This window comes from Sphaerimonospora thailandensis, from assembly GCF_016863115.1.
GTDB classification, from domain to species: Bacteria; Actinomycetota; Actinomycetes; order Streptosporangiales; family Streptosporangiaceae; genus Sphaerimonospora; species Sphaerimonospora cavernae.
The window spans coordinates 62,326-83,103 of sequence record NZ_BOOG01000004.1 but is presented as its reverse complement, the minus strand read 5'-3'; the positions used below and the strand labels follow the sequence as shown (position 1 = coordinate 83,103).

The 20,778-nt window shown below is 68.1% G+C and carries 19 protein-coding genes; 8 read left to right on the top strand and 11 right to left on the bottom strand.

Annotation, left to right across the window (positions count from 1 at the left end; all coding sequences use genetic code 11):
* A complete protein-coding gene (locus Mth01_RS01575) occupies positions 1 to 1,023 on the top strand; it encodes an ABC transporter ATP-binding protein (RefSeq protein ID WP_239089054.1) in 1,023 nt (340 codons plus the stop codon).
* On the top strand, positions 1,020 to 1,931 hold the full coding sequence (locus tag Mth01_RS01570) for an ATP-binding cassette domain-containing protein (protein WP_204010052.1): 912 nt from the start codon (positions 1,020 to 1,022) through the stop codon (positions 1,929 to 1,931). Before Mth01_RS01575 ends, Mth01_RS01570 begins: the two co-directional genes overlap by 4 nt.
* An 87-nt stretch (positions 1,932 to 2,018) precedes the next feature.
* Here the strand turns inward: Mth01_RS01570 and Mth01_RS01565 are convergent, their stop codons facing one another.
* From Mth01_RS01565 to Mth01_RS01550, 4 genes are all read right to left on the bottom strand, one after another.
* A complete protein-coding gene (locus Mth01_RS01565) occupies positions 2,019 to 3,182 on the bottom strand; it encodes a sulfotransferase family protein (RefSeq protein ID WP_204010050.1) in 1,164 nt (387 codons plus the stop codon).
* A 28-nt stretch (positions 3,183 to 3,210) separates the two neighbouring features.
* Entirely contained in the window at positions 3,211 to 4,026 is an 816-nt protein-coding gene (locus tag Mth01_RS01560; protein ID WP_239089052.1) for an SDR family oxidoreductase, read from the bottom strand.
* Positions 4,023 to 5,276, bottom strand: coding sequence for a sulfotransferase family protein (locus Mth01_RS01555; RefSeq protein WP_204010047.1), 1,254 nt, complete (start codon positions 5,274 to 5,276; stop codon positions 4,023 to 4,025). Before Mth01_RS01555 ends, Mth01_RS01560 begins: the two co-directional genes overlap by 4 nt.
* 204 nt (positions 5,277 to 5,480) lie before the next feature.
* Positions 5,481 to 7,079: an ABC transporter substrate-binding protein gene (locus Mth01_RS01550; RefSeq protein WP_204010045.1), complete on the bottom strand. Its 1,599-nt coding sequence runs from the start codon at positions 7,077 to 7,079 to the stop codon at positions 5,481 to 5,483.
* A gap of 230 nt (positions 7,080 to 7,309) precedes the next feature.
* Here Mth01_RS01550 and Mth01_RS01545 point away from each other — a divergent pair, with 230 nt between their 5' ends.
* From Mth01_RS01545 to Mth01_RS01535, 3 genes are read left to right on the top strand one after another with little or no spacing between them, the layout of a single operon-like run.
* Positions 7,310 to 8,893, top strand: a complete 1,584-nt coding sequence (locus tag Mth01_RS01545; RefSeq protein WP_204010042.1) for an ABC transporter substrate-binding protein — start codon at positions 7,310 to 7,312, stop codon at positions 8,891 to 8,893.
* Positions 8,890 to 10,626, top strand: coding sequence for an N-acyl-D-amino-acid deacylase family protein (locus tag Mth01_RS01540; RefSeq protein ID WP_204010039.1), 1,737 nt, complete (start codon positions 8,890 to 8,892; stop codon positions 10,624 to 10,626). Before Mth01_RS01545 ends, Mth01_RS01540 begins: the two co-directional genes overlap by 4 nt.
* 35 nt (positions 10,627 to 10,661) lie before the next feature.
* Positions 10,662 to 11,753, top strand: coding sequence for a TauD/TfdA family dioxygenase (locus tag Mth01_RS01535; protein ID WP_204010036.1), 1,092 nt, complete (start codon positions 10,662 to 10,664; stop codon positions 11,751 to 11,753).
* A gap of 22 nt (positions 11,754 to 11,775) precedes the next feature.
* Here the strand turns inward: Mth01_RS01535 and Mth01_RS01530 are convergent, their stop codons facing one another.
* The gene (locus Mth01_RS01530) at positions 11,776 to 12,387 is read right to left on the bottom strand and encodes a TetR/AcrR family transcriptional regulator (protein ID WP_204010033.1); all 612 of its coding nucleotides are present in this window, start codon (positions 12,385 to 12,387) and stop codon (positions 11,776 to 11,778) included.
* Between the two features lie 114 nt (positions 12,388 to 12,501).
* Between Mth01_RS01530 and Mth01_RS01525 the strand changes: the two genes are divergently transcribed.
* Positions 12,502 to 13,317, top strand: a complete 816-nt coding sequence (locus Mth01_RS01525) for a TauD/TfdA dioxygenase family protein (RefSeq protein ID WP_204010030.1) — start codon at positions 12,502 to 12,504, stop codon at positions 13,315 to 13,317.
* A gap of 38 nt (positions 13,318 to 13,355) precedes the next feature.
* On the opposite strand, the gene Mth01_RS01520 is transcribed toward Mth01_RS01525, so the two are convergent.
* The gene (locus Mth01_RS01520; protein ID WP_204010028.1) at positions 13,356 to 14,423 is read right to left on the bottom strand and encodes a DUF1214 domain-containing protein; all 1,068 of its coding nucleotides are present in this window, start codon (positions 14,421 to 14,423) and stop codon (positions 13,356 to 13,358) included.
* 238 nt (positions 14,424 to 14,661) lie between these two features.
* Here Mth01_RS01520 and Mth01_RS01515 point away from each other — a divergent pair, with 238 nt between their 5' ends.
* Positions 14,662 to 14,823, top strand: coding sequence for a hypothetical protein (locus Mth01_RS01515; protein ID WP_204010026.1), 162 nt, complete (start codon positions 14,662 to 14,664; stop codon positions 14,821 to 14,823).
* Positions 14,820 to 15,182, top strand: coding sequence for a helix-turn-helix domain-containing protein (locus Mth01_RS01510; protein WP_204010024.1), 363 nt, complete (start codon positions 14,820 to 14,822; stop codon positions 15,180 to 15,182). Before Mth01_RS01515 ends, Mth01_RS01510 begins: the two co-directional genes overlap by 4 nt.
* A 242-nt stretch (positions 15,183 to 15,424) precedes the next feature.
* Here the strand turns inward: Mth01_RS01510 and Mth01_RS01505 are convergent, their stop codons facing one another.
* The 5 genes from Mth01_RS01505 to Mth01_RS01485 all read right to left on the bottom strand — a co-directional run bounded on the left by Mth01_RS01505 (position 15,425) and on the right by Mth01_RS01485 (position 20,679).
* Complete coding sequence (locus tag Mth01_RS01505) at positions 15,425 to 17,029, bottom strand: ABC transporter substrate-binding protein (protein WP_204010022.1); 1,605 nt, start codon at positions 17,027 to 17,029, stop codon at positions 15,425 to 15,427.
* A 103-nt stretch (positions 17,030 to 17,132) separates the two neighbouring features.
* Entirely contained in the window at positions 17,133 to 18,146 is a 1,014-nt protein-coding gene (locus Mth01_RS01500) for a zinc-dependent alcohol dehydrogenase (RefSeq protein WP_204010020.1), read from the bottom strand.
* A gap of 100 nt (positions 18,147 to 18,246) precedes the next feature.
* Positions 18,247 to 18,639, bottom strand: coding sequence for an EthD domain-containing protein (locus tag Mth01_RS01495; RefSeq protein ID WP_204010018.1), 393 nt, complete (start codon positions 18,637 to 18,639; stop codon positions 18,247 to 18,249).
* A 4-nt stretch (positions 18,640 to 18,643) separates the two neighbouring features.
* Complete coding sequence (locus Mth01_RS01490; protein ID WP_204010016.1) at positions 18,644 to 19,939, bottom strand: alkyl sulfatase dimerization domain-containing protein; 1,296 nt, start codon at positions 19,937 to 19,939, stop codon at positions 18,644 to 18,646.
* 2 nt (positions 19,940 to 19,941) lie between these two features.
* The gene (locus Mth01_RS01485) at positions 19,942 to 20,679 is read right to left on the bottom strand and encodes an SDR family NAD(P)-dependent oxidoreductase (protein ID WP_204010014.1); all 738 of its coding nucleotides are present in this window, start codon (positions 20,677 to 20,679) and stop codon (positions 19,942 to 19,944) included.
* Positions 20,680 to 20,778 lie beyond the last annotated feature (99 nt).

The following is a 20,778-nucleotide window of genomic DNA, read 5'->3' as shown; positions in this document are numbered from 1 at the left end:
ATGACCGCGCTGATCGCGGACACGGCGGGCACCGACGACGCAGTGATGCGAGCCAGGGACCTGACCGTCGAGGTGAGCACCGAGCACGGCTGGGTGACCATCGTGGACGGAGTGAACCTGACGGTCCGGCGCAACGAGATCGTCGGACTCGTGGGGGAGTCGGGCTCGGGCAAGACCGTCACGTCGTTGTCGGTCATGGGACTGCTGCCGCGCAACGCCCGCATCACCCGCGGGAGCGTCGAGGTGATGGGACGCACCATCTCCACGCTGACCGAGCGTCAGCTCACCGAAGTACGTGGTGTGCAGGCGGCGATGATTTTCCAGGAGCCGCGGCGCTGTCTCAATCCGGCCTTCACGGTCGGCGACCAGGTGGCGGAGTCGCTGCGCAGGCATCGGGGCTGGTCCCGCAAGCGGGCGCTGCAACGCACCGTGGAGCTGTTCGAGCTCGTCGAGATCCCCCAGGCGGCCCGCCGGGTGAAGCAGTATCCGCACGAGTTCAGCGGCGGCATGTGCCAGCGGGTGATGCTGGCGATGGCGCTGGCGTGCGATCCGATGCTGCTGATCGCGGACGAGCCGACCACGGCGCTGGACGTGACCGTGCAGCGCCAGGTCCTGGAACTGATCCGCCGGTTGCAGGCCCAGCTGGGGATCGGCGTGCTGCTGATCACCCACGACCTGGGGGTGGTGGCCGAGATGTGCGACCGCGTGTCGGTGATGTACGCCGGGCAGGTGGTCGAGGAGGCCGACGCGGACACGCTGTTCCACGAGCCGAAGCATCCCTACACCAGCGGGCTGTTGCAGTCGATGCTGGAACCGACCCAGCGTGGCCGGCCGCTCGGCTACATCTCCGGACTGGTGCCGCCGCCCCACCTGTTCCCGGCCACGTGCCGGTTCCAGGAGCGGTGCTCGTACGCGGTGGACTCGGCGTGCCGTACGACGGTCGAACTGCATCAGGTCTCACCGGCCCACTCCAGCCGCTGCGCCCGCATCGACGATCTCAAGCTCCCGGGAGTGACCGATTGAACAGCCGAACGAGCAACGGCCCCACCCCTGAGCCGCGGGAGGCCGCGCCGACCCTGTCGGTCCGGGGACTGACCAAGGTGTACGGGCCCAGGGCGACGATGCTCCGTCGCAACGCGCACCGCCTGACCGCGGTCGACGCGGTCGACCTGGACATCGCACCGGGCACGACCCTCGGGCTGGTGGGGGAGAGCGGCGCCGGGAAGTCGACCGTGGGCCGGCTGGTGCTACGGCTGATCGAGCCCGACGCCGGCAAGATCGACCTGCTCGGCACCGACATCGCCGGCCTCTCCCGCGGAGAGCTGCGCAGGATGCGGGCGAAGGCCACCATGATCTTCCAGGATCCCTACACGTCGCTCGACCCGCGTATGCCGATCAAGGACTCCGTCGTGGAGCCCCTGCTGGTCCACGGCGGCCACTCCCGATCAGAACGGTATGAGAAGGCGCTGGCGATGGTGCGCCGGGTCGGCCTGGGGGACGCCCACATGGAGCGGTTCCCCTACGAGATGTCGGGCGGGCAGCTGCAACGGGTGGCGATCGCCCGTGCTCTGATCACCGACCCGTCGTTCATCGTCTGCGACGAACCGGTGGCGGCGCTCGACGTGTCCACCCAGGCGCAGGTGATCAACCTGCTCAACGACCTGCAGCAGGAGCGGGGGATCTCCTATCTGTTCATCTCCCACGACCTGCGGCTGGTACGGCTCATCGCCGACGAGGTCGCGGTGATGCGTCACGGGAAGCTGCTGGAGAAGGGGGACGCGGTCCGGGTGTTCGAAGAGCCCGAGCACGAGTACACCCGCGAACTGCTCGCCGCGATCCCCGGCCGGAGCCCCAGAAGCCGCCGCTTCGGCGGCCTCGCCGGGTGCGACGGGGAAACCGGCACCGCCGACCTGCGCCAGGAAGTCGCCTGAAACTCGCGTGATGGCCCGGAACCCTGAGGTTCCGGGCCATCCGCTCTTTTCTGGACGTTGTCCGGGTGATTTCCGGGGCGTACGGGCTCAGGAGCGGCCGAACTCGGCGAGATATCCCGCGAAGCGCTCGGCGACCTGTTCATCGGTGAGTCCGTAGTCGGACAGCTGGTAGCGGTGCACGGGGCGTCGCTCGCTGACCTTGCTCTCCGCGTGGCTCGCCTCGATCGCGGCGTGCACCTCGCCGGTCAGCTCGATCCCGAACTTTTCGTAGATCGACTCCACCACGCCGACGGCGTCGGCGACGAAGTCGGCGTAGTGGACGTCGATGAACTGGGCCGGGTCGTAGCGCTTCCTGGCGGCGGCGAAGGCATCCGCGCCGCGTGCCCACAGCTCCAGCATGTCCGCGCCCACCACCTCGCCGCGGAAGACGGTGGAGCTCCCGGCACTGGCCCGCTCGTTGAGGCTGCTGACCGAGGCGATGATCGTACGCGGGTCGCGGTGGGTCTGGATCACCAGCGCGTCCGGGTAGGTCCGCATCAGGTCGTCGAGCCCGAACAGGTGGCCGGGGTTCTTGAGCACCCACCGGCGGTCCCGATCGTTGAGCCCGATCAGCTGCAGCATGCGCCGGTGCATCCGATAGGCCGGTTCCATGCCCTGCTCGGCCAGCCACCGGGAGTACGACGGCAGGTGCGCGGTGTTCTCGAACGCGACCGACCGCATCGACTGCCGTTCCACCCGCCAGCACTCCTCCACCATGTCCGGCGCCATGAAGTGCATCCCCTTGAACCCCGGGTCGGCGGCGTGGCGGGCCTCGATCCACTTCTGCATCCGCCGGTAGCCGGGGTTGTCCGGCCAGGCGGCACGGGGCGGCCGCGGCTGCGGCGTCTCGGTCAGCCAGTGTTCCAGGCCCTGGCCGGCGGGGTCCACGCACAGCAGCCGGTGCAGCGCGGTGGTGCCGGTGCGCGGCAGCCCGGTCACGAAGATCGGACGCCGCACCTCGACGTCGGCGTGCTCGGGATGCCGCTCGCAGGACTCCTGCGCGTACAGCCGCGACTCCAGCACCGTACGCAGCATGGATCGGATCCAGCCGACGCCCTGCTCGGTGAGCTCCGCGTCGGAGGCATAGCTGTCCAGCAGGACCGCCAGGCCGTCCAGATATTCGTCCTCCCCGAAGTCGGTGAGGCCGGTGGCGGAGCCGGCCGCCTCGTGGAGCTGCTCGATCGTCCCGATGGCCGGGCGCGTCGTGCTCATCACGTTCCCTCCTTGCCGGTTCGGCTGCTCAGTGATGGGTCTCGCCGCAGGTCACGTCGAGGCACTGTCCGGTGATCCCGCTGGCCATGTCCGAGGCCAGGAAGACCGCCGCGTCGGCGATCTCGTCGGGCGTGGGCAGCCGGCGCAGGTCCACCTTGGCGGTGATCTCGTCGTAGACCTGCTGTTCGCTCACACCGCGCCGGTCCGCCAGACGCCGGAAGTGACCCCGCACTTTCTCCGCCCAGATGTAACCGGGAGCCACCGAATTGACCCGGACCCCGAGGGGGCCGAGCTCCACCGACAGACTGCGGGCGGCGGCGAGCAGGGCGGCCTTGTTCATCCGGTAGGCGCCGAAGCCGGGGAGCCGGTTGCGGATCACCATCGAGTTGATCAGCACCACCGCCCCGCTCACCTCGGTCAACGCCGGGGCCAGCTTCTGGATCAGCCCCACCGAGGCCAGCACGTTGATGTCGTTCCAGCGGCGGATCGCGTCCAGGTCCGTGTCGAGCAGCCGCTCCTGCGGCGGCTGGACGAACGCGCTGTTGAGCAGGGCGTCCACCCGCCCGAACGTCTCCGTGGCCCGCTCGACCAGGTTGCTCACGGACGACTCGTCGGTGACGTCCGTCGGTACGGCCAGGGCGCTGCGCCCCAGCGCGACGACCTCGTCGGCGACCTCACGCAGACGTGGCTCCGTACGCGCGGCGAGCACGACGTCGGCGCCGGCCTGTGCCGACCGCACGGCCAGCGAGCGCCCCAGACCGGGACCGATCCCGCAGACCAGCACCACCTTGCCCGTGAGCAGACCGGCCGCCGCCGGCCTGCTCGTGCCTCCGATGCCGCTCACTTGACCTCGATCGGCACCGGGTGACGCTCGAGGTACGCCGCGAACGGCTCGCGGACCTCCTCCGGCTCGACCCCGAAGTGGCCGCGCAGGTCGTAGACGACCCTGCCGTCGCGGCCCTGCTTGTTGTTCTCGATGAAGGTGCCGATCTCGGCCCTGGCCTGGTCGGTGAGCTCGATCCCGGCCTTGTCGTAGACCGCCTGGACCGCGGTCCAGTTGTCGGCGACGAGACGGTCGTAGTACACGTCGACGACCTGGTCCTCGATCAGCTTCCGGTCCCGCATGCCGGCGTTGAGCAGCCGCAGGCTCAGGTCCCGCCAGTAGTCCAGGTGGAAGCGGTAGTCGATCTCCTTCTGCCAGGTCCGGGCCATGTACGAGTGCATCGTGGCATTGGAGATGACGGCTCCCACCGGGTCGCGGTGGGTCTCCACCAGGATCGCGTCCGGGAAGACGTTGAGCAGTGCCGGGATGCACTCGACATGCGCGGGATACTTGGTCACCCACCGCTCACGCGGCCGGAACCAGGTCATCACCTGCATGCACAGCTTCTGGAACTCGTAGTGCGGGGTCTGGTCGTGCGCCAGGTAGTAGTCCCGCCACTGGGCGGCGTGCTGACAGAGGTGCTCGGGGTAGTAGCCGGAGAAGTCGGCGGCGTGGATCTCGATGTCCTCCTCGATCCGCCAGGGGTCCATCGGGTGCCAGGCCTTGATGTACGGGTTGGCCGCCTGGGCCATCTCGTAGGCCTCCGCCGTGGCCTTGAACCGCGGGTCGACGCCGTCGGGGCCGGGGCCCTCACCCTGTGCGGGCACCATCTGGTTGAGCTCCCACAGGGGGGCGGCGCGGAAGCGCGAGTCGGCGGCGAGCAGGTTCACCAGGTGCGAGGTGCCGCTGCGCGGCAGCCCCATGACCATCACCGGGGCCTTGATCTCGATGTCGCGGACTTCGGGGTGGCGCTTGACGAAGTCGTAGATCCGCATCCGGTTGGCCAGGAACTTCGCCGAAAGGCCGAACATCGCCATCCGGGCCAGGTCGGTCCGGTTCGGCTCGTTGAGCACGTCGATCCAGACCTGGAGGCGCTCCTGCCAGCCCTCCGGCCCGGGGTCCTCAATGCCGGTCTGGTGCCTCGCAGCGGCCAGCACGTTGTCGACCGTGTAGTCGACCGGGTTGGCGTTCGCAAAGTCCACCATCTGCTGCTGCGCCGGGTTCAGCACGGGGTTCAGCAGGTCGTCGAATCGCAGTTCCTTGGCGGGCACGGTCAGCTCCTTATCTGGCTTTCTCCCTTGTCGAGGAAATTAGGGCCGCTCGTCCCGGATGCGGCTCGACGTCCCGGTGTCCGGGACCTGGAGGCCGACCATCGATGGTCGTCCATCACCCGCCGACGTGGAAAGGCCGATGGGCGCCGGGCAGCGGTCGGGCTGCCCGGCGCCCATCGGCGCGATGACTGTCTGCTCAGCCGGTCACTTGACCAGGTAGGTGTTCCGGAGGTCGGCGACGCCGCCGTTCACCGAGGCGACGTCGTCCAGGCCGCGCACCTTGCCGGTGCCGACGTAGCCGCCGACGCCCTGCCACAGCGGCGCGTACAGGGCGTTGTCGGTGGCGTGGGCGATCGCCTCGCCGACCTTGGCGGCCCGCTGCTCATCGGTCAGCGACGGCTCGTCGACGCCCTCGGCCAGCTTGACCATCTGCGGGTCGGCGCCCGCCGGGGTCCAGACGGGGTTGATGAACAGCCGCTGCAGCCACGAATAGGCATCGATCGAGGGCAGGGTCATGTACATCAGCTCGAGCGGGTTCTTCGCCTTGGCCCACTCGGTGACCAGGGTGAGCACGTCGACGGTACGCAACTGGATCTTGATGCCGACCGCAGCCAGGTCGGCCTGCACCGCCTCGGCGGCAGCGGGCATCGTGCCCGCCCGGGCGACCAGCATCTCCCCGCCGTCGAAGCCGTCGGGGTGACCGGCCTCCGCCAGCAACTGCTTCGCCTTGGCCGGGTCGTAGGCGTAGGCGCCTTCGCGGGCGGCGTCGAAGCCGGGCATCTGCTCGGGCCACGGCTGCACCCTGGGGTGGTTGGCGGGCTGGAAGGCCTCCACGATCGCCTGCCGGTTGATCGCGTGGTTGATCGCCTGGCGGACCTTGACGTCGTCGTATGGCTTGACCGACTGCTTGATATTCACGCCGACCATGTTCAGCACGCCGGGGAGCACGTGTGCCTGCAGTTGGCCCGAGTCCAGCTGCGCCTGGTAGGGCTTCTTGTCTCCGGTCGACCAGGTGATGACGTCGACCTGGCTGCTCTTGATGGCGTTCTCCATCGCCTCCGGGCTGTAGGTGCTGATGGTGACCCCGGCGGGCTTGCCGGTCTTGGGGTCCCAGATGCCGCCCTCGTCGGTGCGCCGCTTGTAGACCACGTTCTGGCCGGGCTTGAACGACTCGATGACGTAGGCGCCGGTGCCCACCGGGTGGGTGGCCAGGTCGGGGTTGTTCAGCGCCTTGGGGGAGATCATGATCCCGCCCAGTGTGCTCGCCAGCGCCGACAGCACCGTGGTGCTGGCCTTCTTCAACTGGAGTTCGACGGTGTCGGCGGAGACCACCGTCACGCCGGCCACGTCGGCCAGGTTCGCCTGGACGCCGGTCTTGTCGGCCTTCTGGTAGGCGTCCAGGTTCGCCTTGACCGCCTCGGCGTCGAATGGCGTGCCGTCGCTGAAGGTGACGCCCTGGCGCAGGGTCAGCGTGAGCTTCTTGCCGTCGGGGGAGAACTCCCACTTGGTGGCGAGCATCGGCAGGTACTGCGCGTTGGGCCCGACCTGGAGCAGCCGGTCGTAGACCGGCCAGGTCGCGATCGTCAGCTGGGCGGGCTCGGGCGCCTGCCGGGGGTCCAGCGACTGGGCCACCGGAATCGCGATGTCGAGGGTCGCGTTGCCGTCGACCGTGTTACCACCACCGGTCGCGGCGCTGGTACTGCTGCTGCTGCTCGCCCCGCCGCAACCGGCCAGCAGGGTCCCGGCGGCCAGGGCAGCGCAGAGCCCGATCGCCGCTCGCCCCAATCTACTGTTGCGCTTCATCGCATTCCCTTTCCCTGGTCGGCTCGGCGGGCCGACGGACACCAGGTCAAGGTAGAAAGCGCCGCGCGGAGCCGAACGGACCGTCCCGGTGACTGAGAGTCGGCCCGCCCAGTCCTCGACCGTGAGCCCCCTGCGGCCGTGCCGGTGGCTACCGGAAGCACCCTTGACATCGCGAGGCCCGCAACGCTTTGCTTCAACCAAGCGATTGCTTGGATATTGGGAGAAGAGAAGTGATCGATAGACGTACCGTGCGATCTTCGGGTCTGAAGGCCTTGCTGGGTTCGATGCTGGCCGTGGGCGCGTTGGTGCTGAGCGCCTGCGGCGGGGGTTCGTCGTCCTCCGAGACCGGGGGGATCGACCTCGACGCCACGCTCCGCACCACCTACGCCGGTGTCCAGACCCTCGACCCGGCGAAGAACACCGGGTCGACGGCGATGATGTCCAACACCTGGCCCGTCTACGATCGGCTGCTGCAGATCTCCGAGGACGGCGAGTACCTGCCCATGCTCGCGACCGAGTGGACGTTCTCTCCCGACGGCAAGACGCTGACGTTGAAGCTGCGCAAAGGGGTGACGTTCTCGGACGGGACGCCCTTCGACGCCGAGACGGTGAAGGTCAATGTCGAGCGCTACAAGAAGGAGCCGATGAGCGCCGACGCCTCCGCCATCATCGACAACGTCGAAGTGGTGGACAACCACACGGTGAAACTGCACCTCACCGAGGCGAGCCAGCAGGTGCTCACCGCCATCTCGTCCGCGGCCCCCGGCATCATGATCAGCCCCAAGGCGCTGGCCTCCGTGGATCTGGGCACGAATGCCGTGGGCACCGGGGCCTGGGTCGTCGAGAGCTTCCGGCCAGGGCAGCAGGTGACGTACAAGCGGCGCACCGATGAGGGGGGCATCTGGGACCCGGACACGGGCAAGGTGGCCCGGATCGAGATCGAGTCCCGCACCACCGACGCCGCCTACGCGGCCGTCAGGAGCGGTCAGATCGACATCGCGTTGTCCAACGGCAACCTCGCACCCCTGCAGCCGCAGATCGACTCAGGTCAGCTCATCGTCCGGGCGTTGAAGAGCGCGACGACGACGGCGGCCGTCTACATGAACCAGACGGTGAAACCGTTCGACGACGTCCGTGTACGTCAGGCCGTGAACTACGCCATCGACCGTGAAGCCATCGTCAAGGCGCTCGTGCCCACGACGTCGGCGCGGGTGCAGCCGATGGCCTCGTCCGTCAACGGCTTCGACGAGTCGCTCGAGAAGATGTACCCGCACGACCCGGCCAAGGCGAAGCAGTTGCTGGCCGAGGCAGGCCATGCCGACGGTCTCGAGGCCGGGACGTTCTACGTGGCGAACTACGCGGCGTTCCCCGACGCCGCCCAAGTCGTCCAGGCGAACCTGGCGGAGGTGGGCATCAAGATCGACCTGGAGCTGTACGACATTCGCCAACTGGTGACCCAGTACAGCAAGAGCAAGAAGCCGGGAAGCTTCCACTTCCTCTCCTTCCCCGGCATCGAGCCGGGTGCGGATCTGGCGTTCTTCCTCGACAACCCGCTCACCCTGCCGGGTGGGGTGCCGGACAAGACGGCCCAGCTCATCGAGCGCATCGACGACCCGACGGTGTCGGCCGAAGAGCGCGCTTCGCGGGCCGCGGAGGTCATCAGGTACGCGACGGAGCAGGCCTACTTCGCGCCGCTGTGGCAGGGCGTCCCGGGGTGGGTCCAGAGCAACAAGGTGCACGGCGTCGAGGAGGGCAAGGCGTTCCTCGGCGTGTTGGGCGGCCAGGACCTCCGGCACGTCTGGATCAGCAAATGACCGCTGATCTGATCATCCGCAACGGCACCGTCATCGACGGCTCCGGCGAACCCTCACGACAGGCTGATGTCGCGATCCGCGACGGCGTCATCGTCGGGGTGGGCGAAGTCACCGGCACCGGCCGCGAGGAGATCGATGCTCGCGGCCGGCTGGTCACTCCAGGCTTCGTCGATGTCCACACCCACTACGACGGTCAGGCCACCTGGGAGAACCGCCTGGTGCCCTCGACCAACCACGGGGTGACGACCGTCGTCATGGGCAACTGCGGCGTGGGGTTCGCCCCTTGCAAGCCCGAGGACCGCGACATCCTGATCAAGCTCATGGAGGGTGTCGAGGACATCCCCAACGTCGTACTCAGTGAGGGCGTGAACTGGCAGTGGACCAGCTACCCCGACTACCTCGACTTCCTGGGCGGGCGCCAGTTCGACGCTGACGTCTGCAGCTACGTCCCGCACGCCGCCCTGCGCACCTACGTGATGGGCGACCGGGCATACTCCCGCGAGCCGGCCACTCCCGACGAGATCCAGCAGATGGCTGCCCTCCTGGAGGAGTCGATCCACGCCGGCGCCTTCGGTTTCGGCACCTCGCAGACGATGTTCCACCGCTCCAGCGACGGCCGGCTCACTCCGACCCTGGCCGCGACCGAGGAGGAGTACGCCGGGCTGGCCGCTGCCCTCGACCGGGCCGGGGCGGGCCTGATCCAGTTCGTCATCGAGTACAACGACGACTGGGAGCAGGTCCTGGACATGGGCCTGCGCCAGGCCACGGCGTTCAACCGGCCCTTCAGCATGTCGCTGGTCCAAAGTCACGGGAAACCCAGGATCTGGCGGAGGATCCTGGACAAGTTCGACGCGGTCAACACCGCCGGCGGCGAGGCCACGCTGCAGGTCCTGCCGCGGCCACTGGGGGTCCTGCTGGGACTGGAGCTGACCCTCAACCCGTTCTACTCGACGCCGACCTACCTGGCGATGGCCGACCTGCCGCTGGCCGACCGGGTCCGCGAGCTGCGCCGACCGGAGACCAAGGAACGCATTCTCGCCGAGGGCAACGACCCCGACCCCACGATGGAGATCGGGATGCGGGTGCGCGACTTCGGGCAGCTCTACGAGATGGACGAGGGCTTCGACTACGAGCCCGCCAGGGACAGCAGCATCGGCGCACAGGCCGAGCGCCTGGGCGTCTCGCCCGAAAGCCTCGTCTACGACAAGCTGCTGGAGAAGGACGGCCGCAACATCCTCTACCTGGCCTTCTCGAACTACGCCGACTTCTCCCTCGAGCCCTGCCGCCAGATGCTGCTCAACGACCACGCCGTCCCGGGCCTGGGCGACGGCGGGGCCCACCTCGGGGTCATCTGCGACGGCAGCATCTACACCCACCTGCTCACGCACTGGGGCCGGGACCGCGTCCAGGGCGAGCGGTTCTCCCTGCCGTACCTGATCCACCTGATGACCAGGCGGTGCGCGGAGATGGTCGGCCTGCGGGACCGTGGCCTGGTAGCACCCGGCTATCGCGCCGACCTGAACGTCATCGACCTGGACAACCTCGGCCTGGAGCTGCCACGCGTCGTCCGCGACCTGCCTGCCGGGGGCCGCCGCCTGATGCAGGACGCGCGCGGCTACACCGCCACCATCGTCGGCGGCACTGTCGTGACCCGCGACGGGCAGCACACCGGCGCCCTGCCGGGCAAGCTGGTCCGGGGCCCGCAGCCCGCGCCGTCCCTTCCCGCCGCCTGACACCTCACCACAGCCCGTTTCCTCGGAGGTTTCTGATGAACGACACACTCACCCCCGTCGGTGGCCGCCCCGCTTGGCTGGGCAGCACCCTGGACTACCGCCAGGACGGTCTGTGGCAGCTGTCACCGGCAGAGCTCGCCGAGATCGACGCGGCGCTCGCCACGCTGAAGGAGCACGGTGAGCTGGACCTGACCGAGATCACCCCGGCCACCTTCCCGCTGCACACCGTCGGGGACTTCCTGTCCCGGCTGCGTGACGAGCTGTGGGCAGGCCGCGGCTTCGTACTGATCCGTGGGCTGTCACGCGAGCGGTACGGCGACGACGACCTGGCGCGGATCTACTGCGGCCTCGGCGCCCACCTGGGTGACATCGTTCCGCAGTCGGGCAACGGCGAGATCTTGGGACATGTGCTGAACGTGGCCGACCTGGTCGACGAGCAGGTCCGCGGTTACCGGTCGGCGCAGTCGATGAACATGCACAGCGACGGCCACGACGTGGTCTCGCTGCTCTGCCTCCGCGGTGCGAAGGCCGGCGGCGCCAGTCGGATCGCCAGCGCGGCGGCCGTCCACGACCGCATGGTCGAGACGAGGCCCGACCTGGCCCGGGTGCTGTACGACGGCATGCCGGTGATGCGTGGGCAGATGGACGCCGAACGCGGCGACGGCAAGATCGTGACGTCGGACAATGTCGCCCTGTTCGCCAAGACCGACGGGGTGTTCAGCTCGTGCGTCCACGTCGCCCAGACCCGGGACGCCGCCCGCGCCGGCCACTTCGAAATCACCCCGGAGCAGGAAGCCGCGCTCGACCTCTTCTGCGAGCTCGCGGCATCGCCGGAGTTCTACCTCGACATGAGCTTCGCGCCCGGAGACATCCAGTTCCTCAACAACCGACTGATCGTCCACGGCCGCACGCCGTACCAGGACCATGAGGATGTCAGCCTGCGCCGCCACCTGATGCGGCTCTGGGTGAACATCCCTTCGTGGCCGCGGCGTCCCGCCAATCAGCAGGACATTTACTCGATGGCCGACCTGCCGCTGTGGGCGCGGTTCCGCACGCCGTTCATGGAGATGCCGGAGCGTTACATCGCCGAGGCCACGATGAAGCAGCACGCGAGGGCCGGCGCCTAGCAGTCAAGGGTGAGCTTGGGCATCAGACAGCCACGGCGGTGGGTGCGCCGAGCAGCACGCCCACCGCCTCCACCAGCGCCGCGACGGTCAGTTCGGCGGCGTCGGGATCGGCCTGACCGGTCTCCAGCCGGTGCTCGAGGTCGGCCAGCGTCCGGATCGTGAGGACCTGCATCATCCGCAGGCGCTCCTCGCGGACCTCGGGGTTCAGGCCCGACATCAGCGCCGACATCTGTCGCACCACCTCGCGTGAGCCGCTTCCGTGCCGGTCGTCGAACGACTCGAAGTCGCGGCCTCGACCCAGGTACCGGTCGAGGAAGCGGGCATAGCATGAGCGCCCGTTCGAGGCGATCACGGATCTCGCCAGGGGAAGGACGTAGGCGCCGGCCAGGTCCGCCATGCCCGGGTGGTCCAGTTCCGCGAGCATCCGGTGCCGCTCGGCGTTCAGCGGGAGGAGGCGCAGGTCGTACAGCGCCTGGATCAGGCCGCTCTTGTCTCGGAAGTGGTACTGCACGGCCGAGTTGTTCTTCTGACCGGCCTGCTCGCCGATCTGCCGGAGGGAGACGTGTTCGACGCCGCGTTCGGCGAAGAGCCGTTCGGCGGCGAGCAGGATCTTCCGGCGGGCCTCATCACTCACTCGCGCAATTATGCCGGGCCGGCCGGATGTGAATCTCCTGAGCTGCGGGTTGACGAGCCGGCGACGGCATTCTAGTCTCTCATTAAGATACATTGTCTTAACGAGGAGATGGCGATGACTCAATCGGCTTTGACGGTGAAGCGGCTGACCTATGCGATCGGAGCGGAAGTCAGCGGCGTCGACCTGTCCCGCCCCCTGGACCCCGAAGTGGTGAAGGAGGTGAAGGACCTGTTCCACGAACACCAGGTCCTCTTCTTCCGGGACCAGCACATCGACGACGCCGCGCAGCGGGACTTCGCCGCGCACTTCGGCCCACTGCAGCGCTTCGCCTTCCTGCCCCCGGTGTCGGAGGACCTGCCCGAGGTGCATGCGATCGAGATCGACCCGTCGAAGCCCAAGACCGCCAACTCCGACATCTGGCACTCCGACGCGACGTTCCTGGCCCGCCCGCCGCTTGGTTCCCTGCTGCGGGCCGTCCAACTCCCCGCCGTGGGCGGGGACACGCTGTGGGCGTCCATGTACGCCGCCTACGAGGCGCTCTCCTCCAAGGTCCAGCGACTGATCGACGACATGACTGCGGTCCACGACTCGTCGAACTCGGCCTCGCACGCGCGCAAGGCCGCCAACGCCGACTTCCAGCCGATCACCCACCCGGTGGTCCGTACGCACCCGGTGACCGGCCGCAAGGCGCTGTTCGTCAACAAGATCTTCACCACGCGCCTGGTGGGCCTCACCGACCGGGAGAACGAGACGCTGCTGCCGATGCTGACCGACCACGTCCGCTCTCCGGACTTCCAGGTGCGCTTCCGGTGGGAGCCGGGCTCGATGGCGTTGTGGGACAACCGGTGCACCCAGCACTACGCGGTGGCGGACTACGCCGAGCGCCGCCGGATGCACCGCGTGGTCATCGACGGCGACGCACCGGCGTGACCATGCCGGTGACGCTGCCGGCCTGACGGGACCCGGGCTCAGATTTTGATGACTTTGCAGGTCGGGAGGAGGTGGTGGTCGGCTTTGACCCAGCGCAGCAGCGCGGTGCCCTGACGGTGGAAGCCGGTGGAGATCCAGTTCCCGAAGCCCGGGTCCTTGGCCGAGACCACGATCGTCAGGGTCCCGTCGGGGTTGAGCTTTCCGGTGTGGTTGTTGATGTAGGTGTTCATCCGGTCGTGGTCGAGTGACTCCATCCACCAGTTCTGCAGGACGAAGTTCCAGTACTCGCAGTCGGGCACCTCGGTCTCGATCACCCACGCCTCGTCCTCGGCCAGGTCCCAGTAGCCGTGGATGTAGAAGATGGTCGGGTCGCCGCCGGCCTGCTGGAAGTAGTCCTGACCCCAGTCGGGCAGCTCGTTGGGCCGCTCCATGAACATCTTCGTCCACTTGGAGAACGTCTGCGCCGTACCCCGCACGAACGCGGTGACCAGGTCCAACTGCCGGGCGAAGCGATCGGAATCCAGCGGCGCCGGACGCGGCTCCTCGCCGATAACCTCGATGGCGACCTCGGCAGGGATCTCACGCGAACGGTCCTGGAACGACTGCCGCCCCACGATGCTCGTGGTGTCGTCGGCCAGCGGCAGCCAGGCGCCGCTTTCGGGCCTGTCCTTGCTCGCGATGAAGCCGAACCTTCCGTCGGCGTCGACCGGGATGTCGTCGCAGTGCAGCTCACCGGTCGAGGCCATGGTCCCGTCGATGTGATAGCGATTGGCCTTCGACCCGAAGGTCAGCAACGGGACCGTGCCCCGCGTCCCGCTGACCCGGTACCGGTACTTCCCGGACACCTTGGTGCTCATATAGATGTTGTCGGGATTGTCCGCACCGATCTTGCATTTCAGGTGCGGGTCCAGCACGTTGATGAACTGGGGATACAGCGGGTCGGAATACTCGATCGTATTGATCGAGGCGGACCGCAGCAGCCGGATCAGATAACGTACGCCTTCCGCCTGGTTGAGCGGGTCCTGCGGAGCCGCCTGGTCGATCAGCGCCCGGCCGGCCTCCCGCAGCCGGTCGCAGAACTCATCCCTCATCTGGTTCGTGCCCACTCGGCACCTCCACGTCTCCCGCCGGATTCGCCGAGCGTAAAACGACCGGGGTACGACCGCAGACGCCGATCCCAGCCTCCAGGACCGCCCGGATACGGCGAAGAGCGCACCATCCGTGCCTGCCTTCGGCCGCCGTGCCGGGCGGACGCCCGCCCCCCGCTGACCGGCTGTGATCGCGGCAGCGCGGCGGCGTCCCGCCACCTTGAGTATGTCGCAGGCGACATATAGTGTTGGGCGGGTGGATGCGCTCTTCGCTATCGAGCTTGAGCCCGAGGTGCGAGACTGGCTGGAGACACTGCCGGCCAAGCACTTCCTCAAGATCGACGAATATGTCGGGCTGCTCGCGGAACAGGCCGCCGCGCTTGGCGAGCCGTACGCCCGCCGAGAGGCGGAGAGATGAGCCACAGTCGCTGGAAGACCCTGCGCGAGCGGAAGCTCGCCGAAGGCTTCACCGAGCCGGAGGACGTGGCCGAGGCCCGTCGCGAGATCCGGCTGTCCATGGCCCTGGCGAAAGCCGTGTACGACCGGCGCACCGAGCTTGGGCTCACTCAGGCTGAACTGGCCGGCCGTGCGGGGCTCACCCAGGCGAAGATCTCCCGGATCGAAGGCTCCGACACCGTCCCCACCCTGCCGCTCCTCGCCAAGCTGGCCACAGCTCTGGACGCGACCCTCAATATCGCCCTCGACAACGACGACACCCAGGTGACTTTCACCGCACACCGCACCGACGCAGCCCAAGGTGACTTCAAAGTAGCGTGATCGCCGGGTCGGTTCGGGCGTTTCCGCTGGTAGTGGATGTGCTGTCGCCGAGGGAACCGAGGAGCGCCGTGTTTTCGAGCGTAGTGACTGCGGCCGGATCACCGTGCTGTCTCACCGTCCCGCCCGGTCGAGGCAGTTGAGGAAGCAGAGGTATACGCCCAGCACTGAATGACCGGGTGGCACCGGGCAGCAGCAGTGCGAGGCTGCCCGGCACCCATCGGCACGTGACGTCTGCTCAGCCGTTACTTGACCAGGTACGTGTTCCGAAAGTCGGCGACGCCGCCGTTCACCGAGGCCACGTCGTCGAGGCCGCGCACCTTGCCGCTGGCCATGTGACCGCCGACGCCCTGCCAGAGGGGCGCGTACAGGGCGTTGTCGGTGGCGTAGGCGATCGCCTCGCCGACCTTCTCGGCCCGCTGCTCATCGGTCAGCGCCGGGTCGTCAACGTCCTCGATCAGCTTGACCATCTGCGGGTCGGCGCCTGCCGGGGTCCAGACGGGGTTGACGAACAGCCGCTGCAGCCACGAATAGGCATCGATCGACGACGTGGACATGTAATACAGATCAAGCGGGTGCTGCGCCTTGGCCCACTCGGTCACGAGGGCGTACATGTCCATGGTGCGGATCTGGATCTTGATGCCGATCGCCGCGAGGTCGGCCTGCACCGCCTGGGCGGCAGCGGGCATCACATTCGCCTGGGCGACCAGCATCTCCCCGCCATCGAAGCCGTTCGGGTAGCCGGCCTGTGCGAGCAGCTCCTTGGCCTTGGCCGGATCATAGGTGTAGGCGCTTTCGCGGGCGGAGTCGAAGCCGGGAAGCTGCTCGGGCCACGGCTGGACCCGGGGCGAGTTGGCGGGCTGGAGGGCCTCCACGATCGCCTGCCGGTTGATCGCGTGGTTGATCGCCTGGCGGACCCGGACGTCGTCGTACGGCTTGACCGACTGCTTGATGTTCACGCCGACCATGTTCAGCACGCCGGGGAGCACGTGTGCCTGCAGCTGGCCCGAGTCCAGTTGAGACTGGTAGGGCGTCTTGTCTCCGGAGGACCAGGTGACGATGTCGGCCTGGCCGCTCTTGACCGCGTTCTCCATCGCTTCCGGGCTGCTATAGGTGCTGATGGTGACCTTGACGGGCTTTCCGGTCTTGGGGTCCCAGATGCTCGCGCTGTCGGTCCGCCGCTTGTAGACCACGTTCTGACCCGGCTTGAACGACTCGATCACGTAGGCGCCGGTGCCCACCGGGTGGCTGGCCAGGTCCGGGCTGTTCAGCGCCTTCGGCGAGATCATGATCCCGCCCAGCATGCTAGACAGCGCCGCCAGCACTGTGGTGCTCGGCTTCTTCAGTTGGAGTTCGACGGTGTCGTCGGTGACCACCGTGACGTCGGCCACATTGGCCAGGTTCGCCTGCACGGCCGTCTTGTCGGCCTTCTGATAAAATTCCACGTTCGCCTTGACCGCACCGGCGTCAAAGGGCGTGCCGTCGCTGAACGTGACGCCCTTGCGCAGCGTCAGCGTCAGCGTCTTGCCGTCGGGGGAGAACTTCCACTGGGTGGCCAGCATCGGCTCATACTGACCATTCGCACCGACCTGGATCAACCGGTCGTAGACCGGCCAGCTCGTGATCAACAGCTGGGTGGCCGGCTCCGGCAACTGCCGGGGGTCCATCGTCTGGGCCACCGGAATCCCGATGTCCAGGGTCGCGTCGGTGTCGACGGTGTTGCCATCACTGGCCGCGGCGCTGGTACTACTACTACTGCTCGCCCCGCCGCAACCGGCGAGCAGCGTCCCGGTGACCAGGGCCGCGCAGAGCGCGATCGCCGCCCGTCCCGATCTACTGTTCCGCTTCATCGCATTCCCTTTCGACCCATAGCTCCGCTATGGGTTCCTCCTCGGCGTTGCAACGCATCCATTCGGCCGGTCCTCGCTATGGCAAAAGATCACGGGTCGCTCCCTAGTCGAAGGTGATGATCACCTTGTCGGCGGCGCCGGGCGTCGAAGCGACCTTGAGCGCCTCGAGCGCGTCGTCGAAGCGGAATCGGTCGCTGATGATGCGGGCGTACAGGTCGCGGTTGGCGATGATGGACTCGGTCACCTCGAAGATCTCGGTGGGATAGCCCATCGCCATCACCAACGTGAGCTCGGTCGAGAGGATCTTCCTGAAGTCGATGGGCACCGGCTTCTTGTGCACCGCGACGATCCCGACCGTCGCGTTGTGCTTGGCCGAGCTCATGACCGCATTGATCACCTCTGGGACGCCCGCGGCGTCGAGGTAGATGTCGGTTCCGGCACGAGGCGCGCCGACGGCGTCGGCACCGGTGCCGTGGAGACCGCGGATCCGCGCCACCACGTCTTCCTCGGCCGAGTTGATCACCGCGTCCGCGCCGACGGCGAGTGCCTTCTCCAGCCGGGACTCGATGACGTCCACCACGATCACATGTTCGACCCCCTTGGTCTTGTAGGCGATCGCGGCGCCGAGGCCGATGGGACCGGCGCCGAAGACCACGACCCTGTCACCGGCCTTCGGGCTGGTCCGGTTGACGCCGTGGTGGGCGACCGCCATCGGCTCGTTGAGGGCGGCCACATCGAAGGGAAGGTCATCGGGGATGATCGCGACGCTCCGCCCGACTTCGGCGTCCTGGACGAGCAGGGCATCGGTGAGCGCCCCCGTCGGGCCGCCGTTGCCGATGACGCCCCGGGGGTCGCTCATCGGGTTGATCACGACACGGTCGCCCACCCTGAGGCCGCGTACCTCGTCCCCGACATCGATCACCTCGCCCGCTGCTTCGTGGCCGAGCGGCATCGCACCCTGGCGCGACGGGAGGCCGCCGGTGGAGATGTAGAGGGCGTCCGAGCCGCAGATGCCGCAGGCCTTCACCTTCACAACGATGTCCTTGGGGCCGCAGGACGGCTCCGGCTCCTCCACCATGGCCGTCTGCCCCGGGCCGGTCACCATTACGGTGCGCATCACTGACCTCCTTCCGGGAGCCTCGCTGCTCCCTGTCACGCCGCCCTCCGCCACGCCGTGCCAGGCAGCACTGACCGGCCGGGCGGCGCCGGCGCATTACTTACCGATCCATGCCTGGTCGAACAGAGTGTTCGAGGAGGCTGATGGTGTGGTCTTTGACGATCAGGAGTCGGGTGGCGTCGCGGTCCATGAAGGCGGCCTCGTCGGCGGCGATGGCCTCCCGGACCTCCGGGTTGGCCGCCGACATGGCGAACATGGCCTCCATCGCCGCCTCATCGGCGAAAACGATCTCAGTGACGACATCGAACTCGGGCGCACGCCTGCCGGGGGCGGGTTGCCCGTCCCCGTGGTCGACGTACGACCGGGTGTAGCCGGCGAACAGGTGCCCGAAGAGGGAGACGGCGAAAGGCGCGTGGTGGTTCTCGTAGTAGTCCCGGAACTCCGCGGGGGTGAGGCCGTCCTTCCTGCGGAACAGCCCGATCAGCTTCGGCATCCGCTCACGCTCCCTTCTCGTCCAGCGCCTGGGTGAAACCGTCGATCTGGTGCTCGAGCCAGCCGGAGAGCCAGAAGTTGGCCCCGTTCTCGGGGTCGTCGAGCAGGTTGCGGTGGGACTCGACGAGCAGGCGCAGCGCGTCCCGGTCGCCGGGGCTGTGGGCCAGCACCGCCTCGCCGAGCGTGGTCGCCTCGGCGAAACGCTTCTGCCGCATCCGCTCGCCGGCCAGCCGCAGCACGTTCCCGGCGCCGGCGATCTCCACCAGGTCGGTGAGGACCCGGGACTGGTCGAGCGGGAGCAGCGCCGAGGTCCGGTCGTGGTGGAACCAGCCGAGGTAGCTCTCCCAGATCGTGCGGACACCCCAGCTGACCTTGCCGTACCCCTGGCCGACCCGCAGCTCGGCGGGCAGGGCGATCTCCCGGACCAGCGTCGCCAGGTCCGCCCCCTCGTTGATGCCGCGGAGCGTCTCCCGGTGCACGAAGTCCACGGCGTCGTGCATCCGCTGCAGGCAGGCATCGATCAGTTCGGCGCCGACGATCGGCTCGCCGCGGCCGGTGACGAGCATCTCGGGCTGCAGCTCGCGAATCCGCCGGATGGTGGCGAGGTAGGGCTCGACGAAGCGGTAGCTGTGCCCGCGGAGCGTGTTCAGGTTGGGGAAGTGGCAGAAGAGCGGGCCGAGCATGTTGCTGATCAGGGCGACGCGGTGCCGCGGCAGCCACACGATGGCGCCGTCCGTGGTCTCGCCGGTGCCGTGCCACAGCTCGAAGTCGACGCCGCCCACGGAGAACGAGAGCCGCTCGTCGAAGGTGAGGTCCGGGGTCGGCGCGTCCTGGCGCATGGGCACGTCGGGCCGCTCCCGCGCGAACGTGGCGATCCGCTCGGTCGGGGCGAGGTCGAACCAGGCCGCCGACCACAGCCGCATCCGGCCGCGGATGCGGGCGTCCTGGTGCTGGGCGAACTGGTTGTTCCGCTGTGCGACGTAGACGGTCTCCGGTGCGCGGAACGCGGCCACGCCGCCGACGTGGTCGGTGTGCCCCTGGGTGGTGATGATGTACGGCGTGGGGCCGGCGCAGACCTGGTCGAACAGGTGGCGGTGGTGGGGCGCCTCGTAGCCCAGCCCGGTGTTGACGATGACCCGGCCGGCGTCGGTGACGATCACGTAGGCGTTCGTATGGCCGCCGGAGCTGTAGACGAAGTCGTTCAGGGCGACCGCGGCGTCGTCGTACGCGGGAGTGAGCAGATCTTTGCCCGGGCGGTCGTCGATGAGCTTGTCGACCTGGTCGGAGAGGGTTTCGCTCATGATCATCCTTGGATGAGGAAGCCGCCGTCGACGGCGATCGTCTGGCCGGTGAGGAACGGCGCGGCGCCGCTGGCGAGGAACATCACCACCGGGGCGATGTCCTCGGGGGTGCCGACGCGGCGCATCGGGGTGCGGGCGATGGTGGGCGCGACCGCGGCGTCGTTGGCCACCATCTTCGCGGTCATGCTGGTCTCGATCAGGCCGGGCGCGACCGCGTTGACCCGGATGCCGTCCTTGGCCCAGGCGGTGGCGAGGGTCTTGGTCAGCTGCACCACGCCGGCCTTCGCGGCGCCGTACCCGGGGACGAGGTCGACGGCCAGGAAGCTGGTCATCGAGCCCAGGTTGATCACCGATCCGCCGCCGGGGGATGCCGCGAGCAGGTCGTGGCACGCGGTGGACAGCCGGAAGGCGCCGGAGAGGTTGATCGTCAGGGCCTCCTCGAACACGTCGGGGTCCCATTCGCCCCGGCCGACGAGGTTCTGGCCGGCGTTGTTGACCAGGACGTCGAGCCGGTCGAGCCCGCTCGCCAGGTCGGAGATCATCGCCCGGTCCGTCATCTCGCACCGCACGTAGCGGAAGCCGGAGAGGTCTTCGTCGTACTGCTCGGCGGACTCGCGTCTGCCGGTGATGGTCACCTGGGCTCCTGCCGTGTGGAAGCCGCGTGCCATGGCCAGTCCGAGGCCGTTCGACCCGCCGGTCACCAGTACGTGCCGGTCGTGGAAGTCGAAGGTCACTGTCATCGGGGTTTCCTGCCTTCGTCTGCTGGAGACTCCGGCGAACGTAACAAAGCCTTGAACGTTGTTCAAGAGGCTCCTTGAACAACGTTCAAGAGGTGCGAT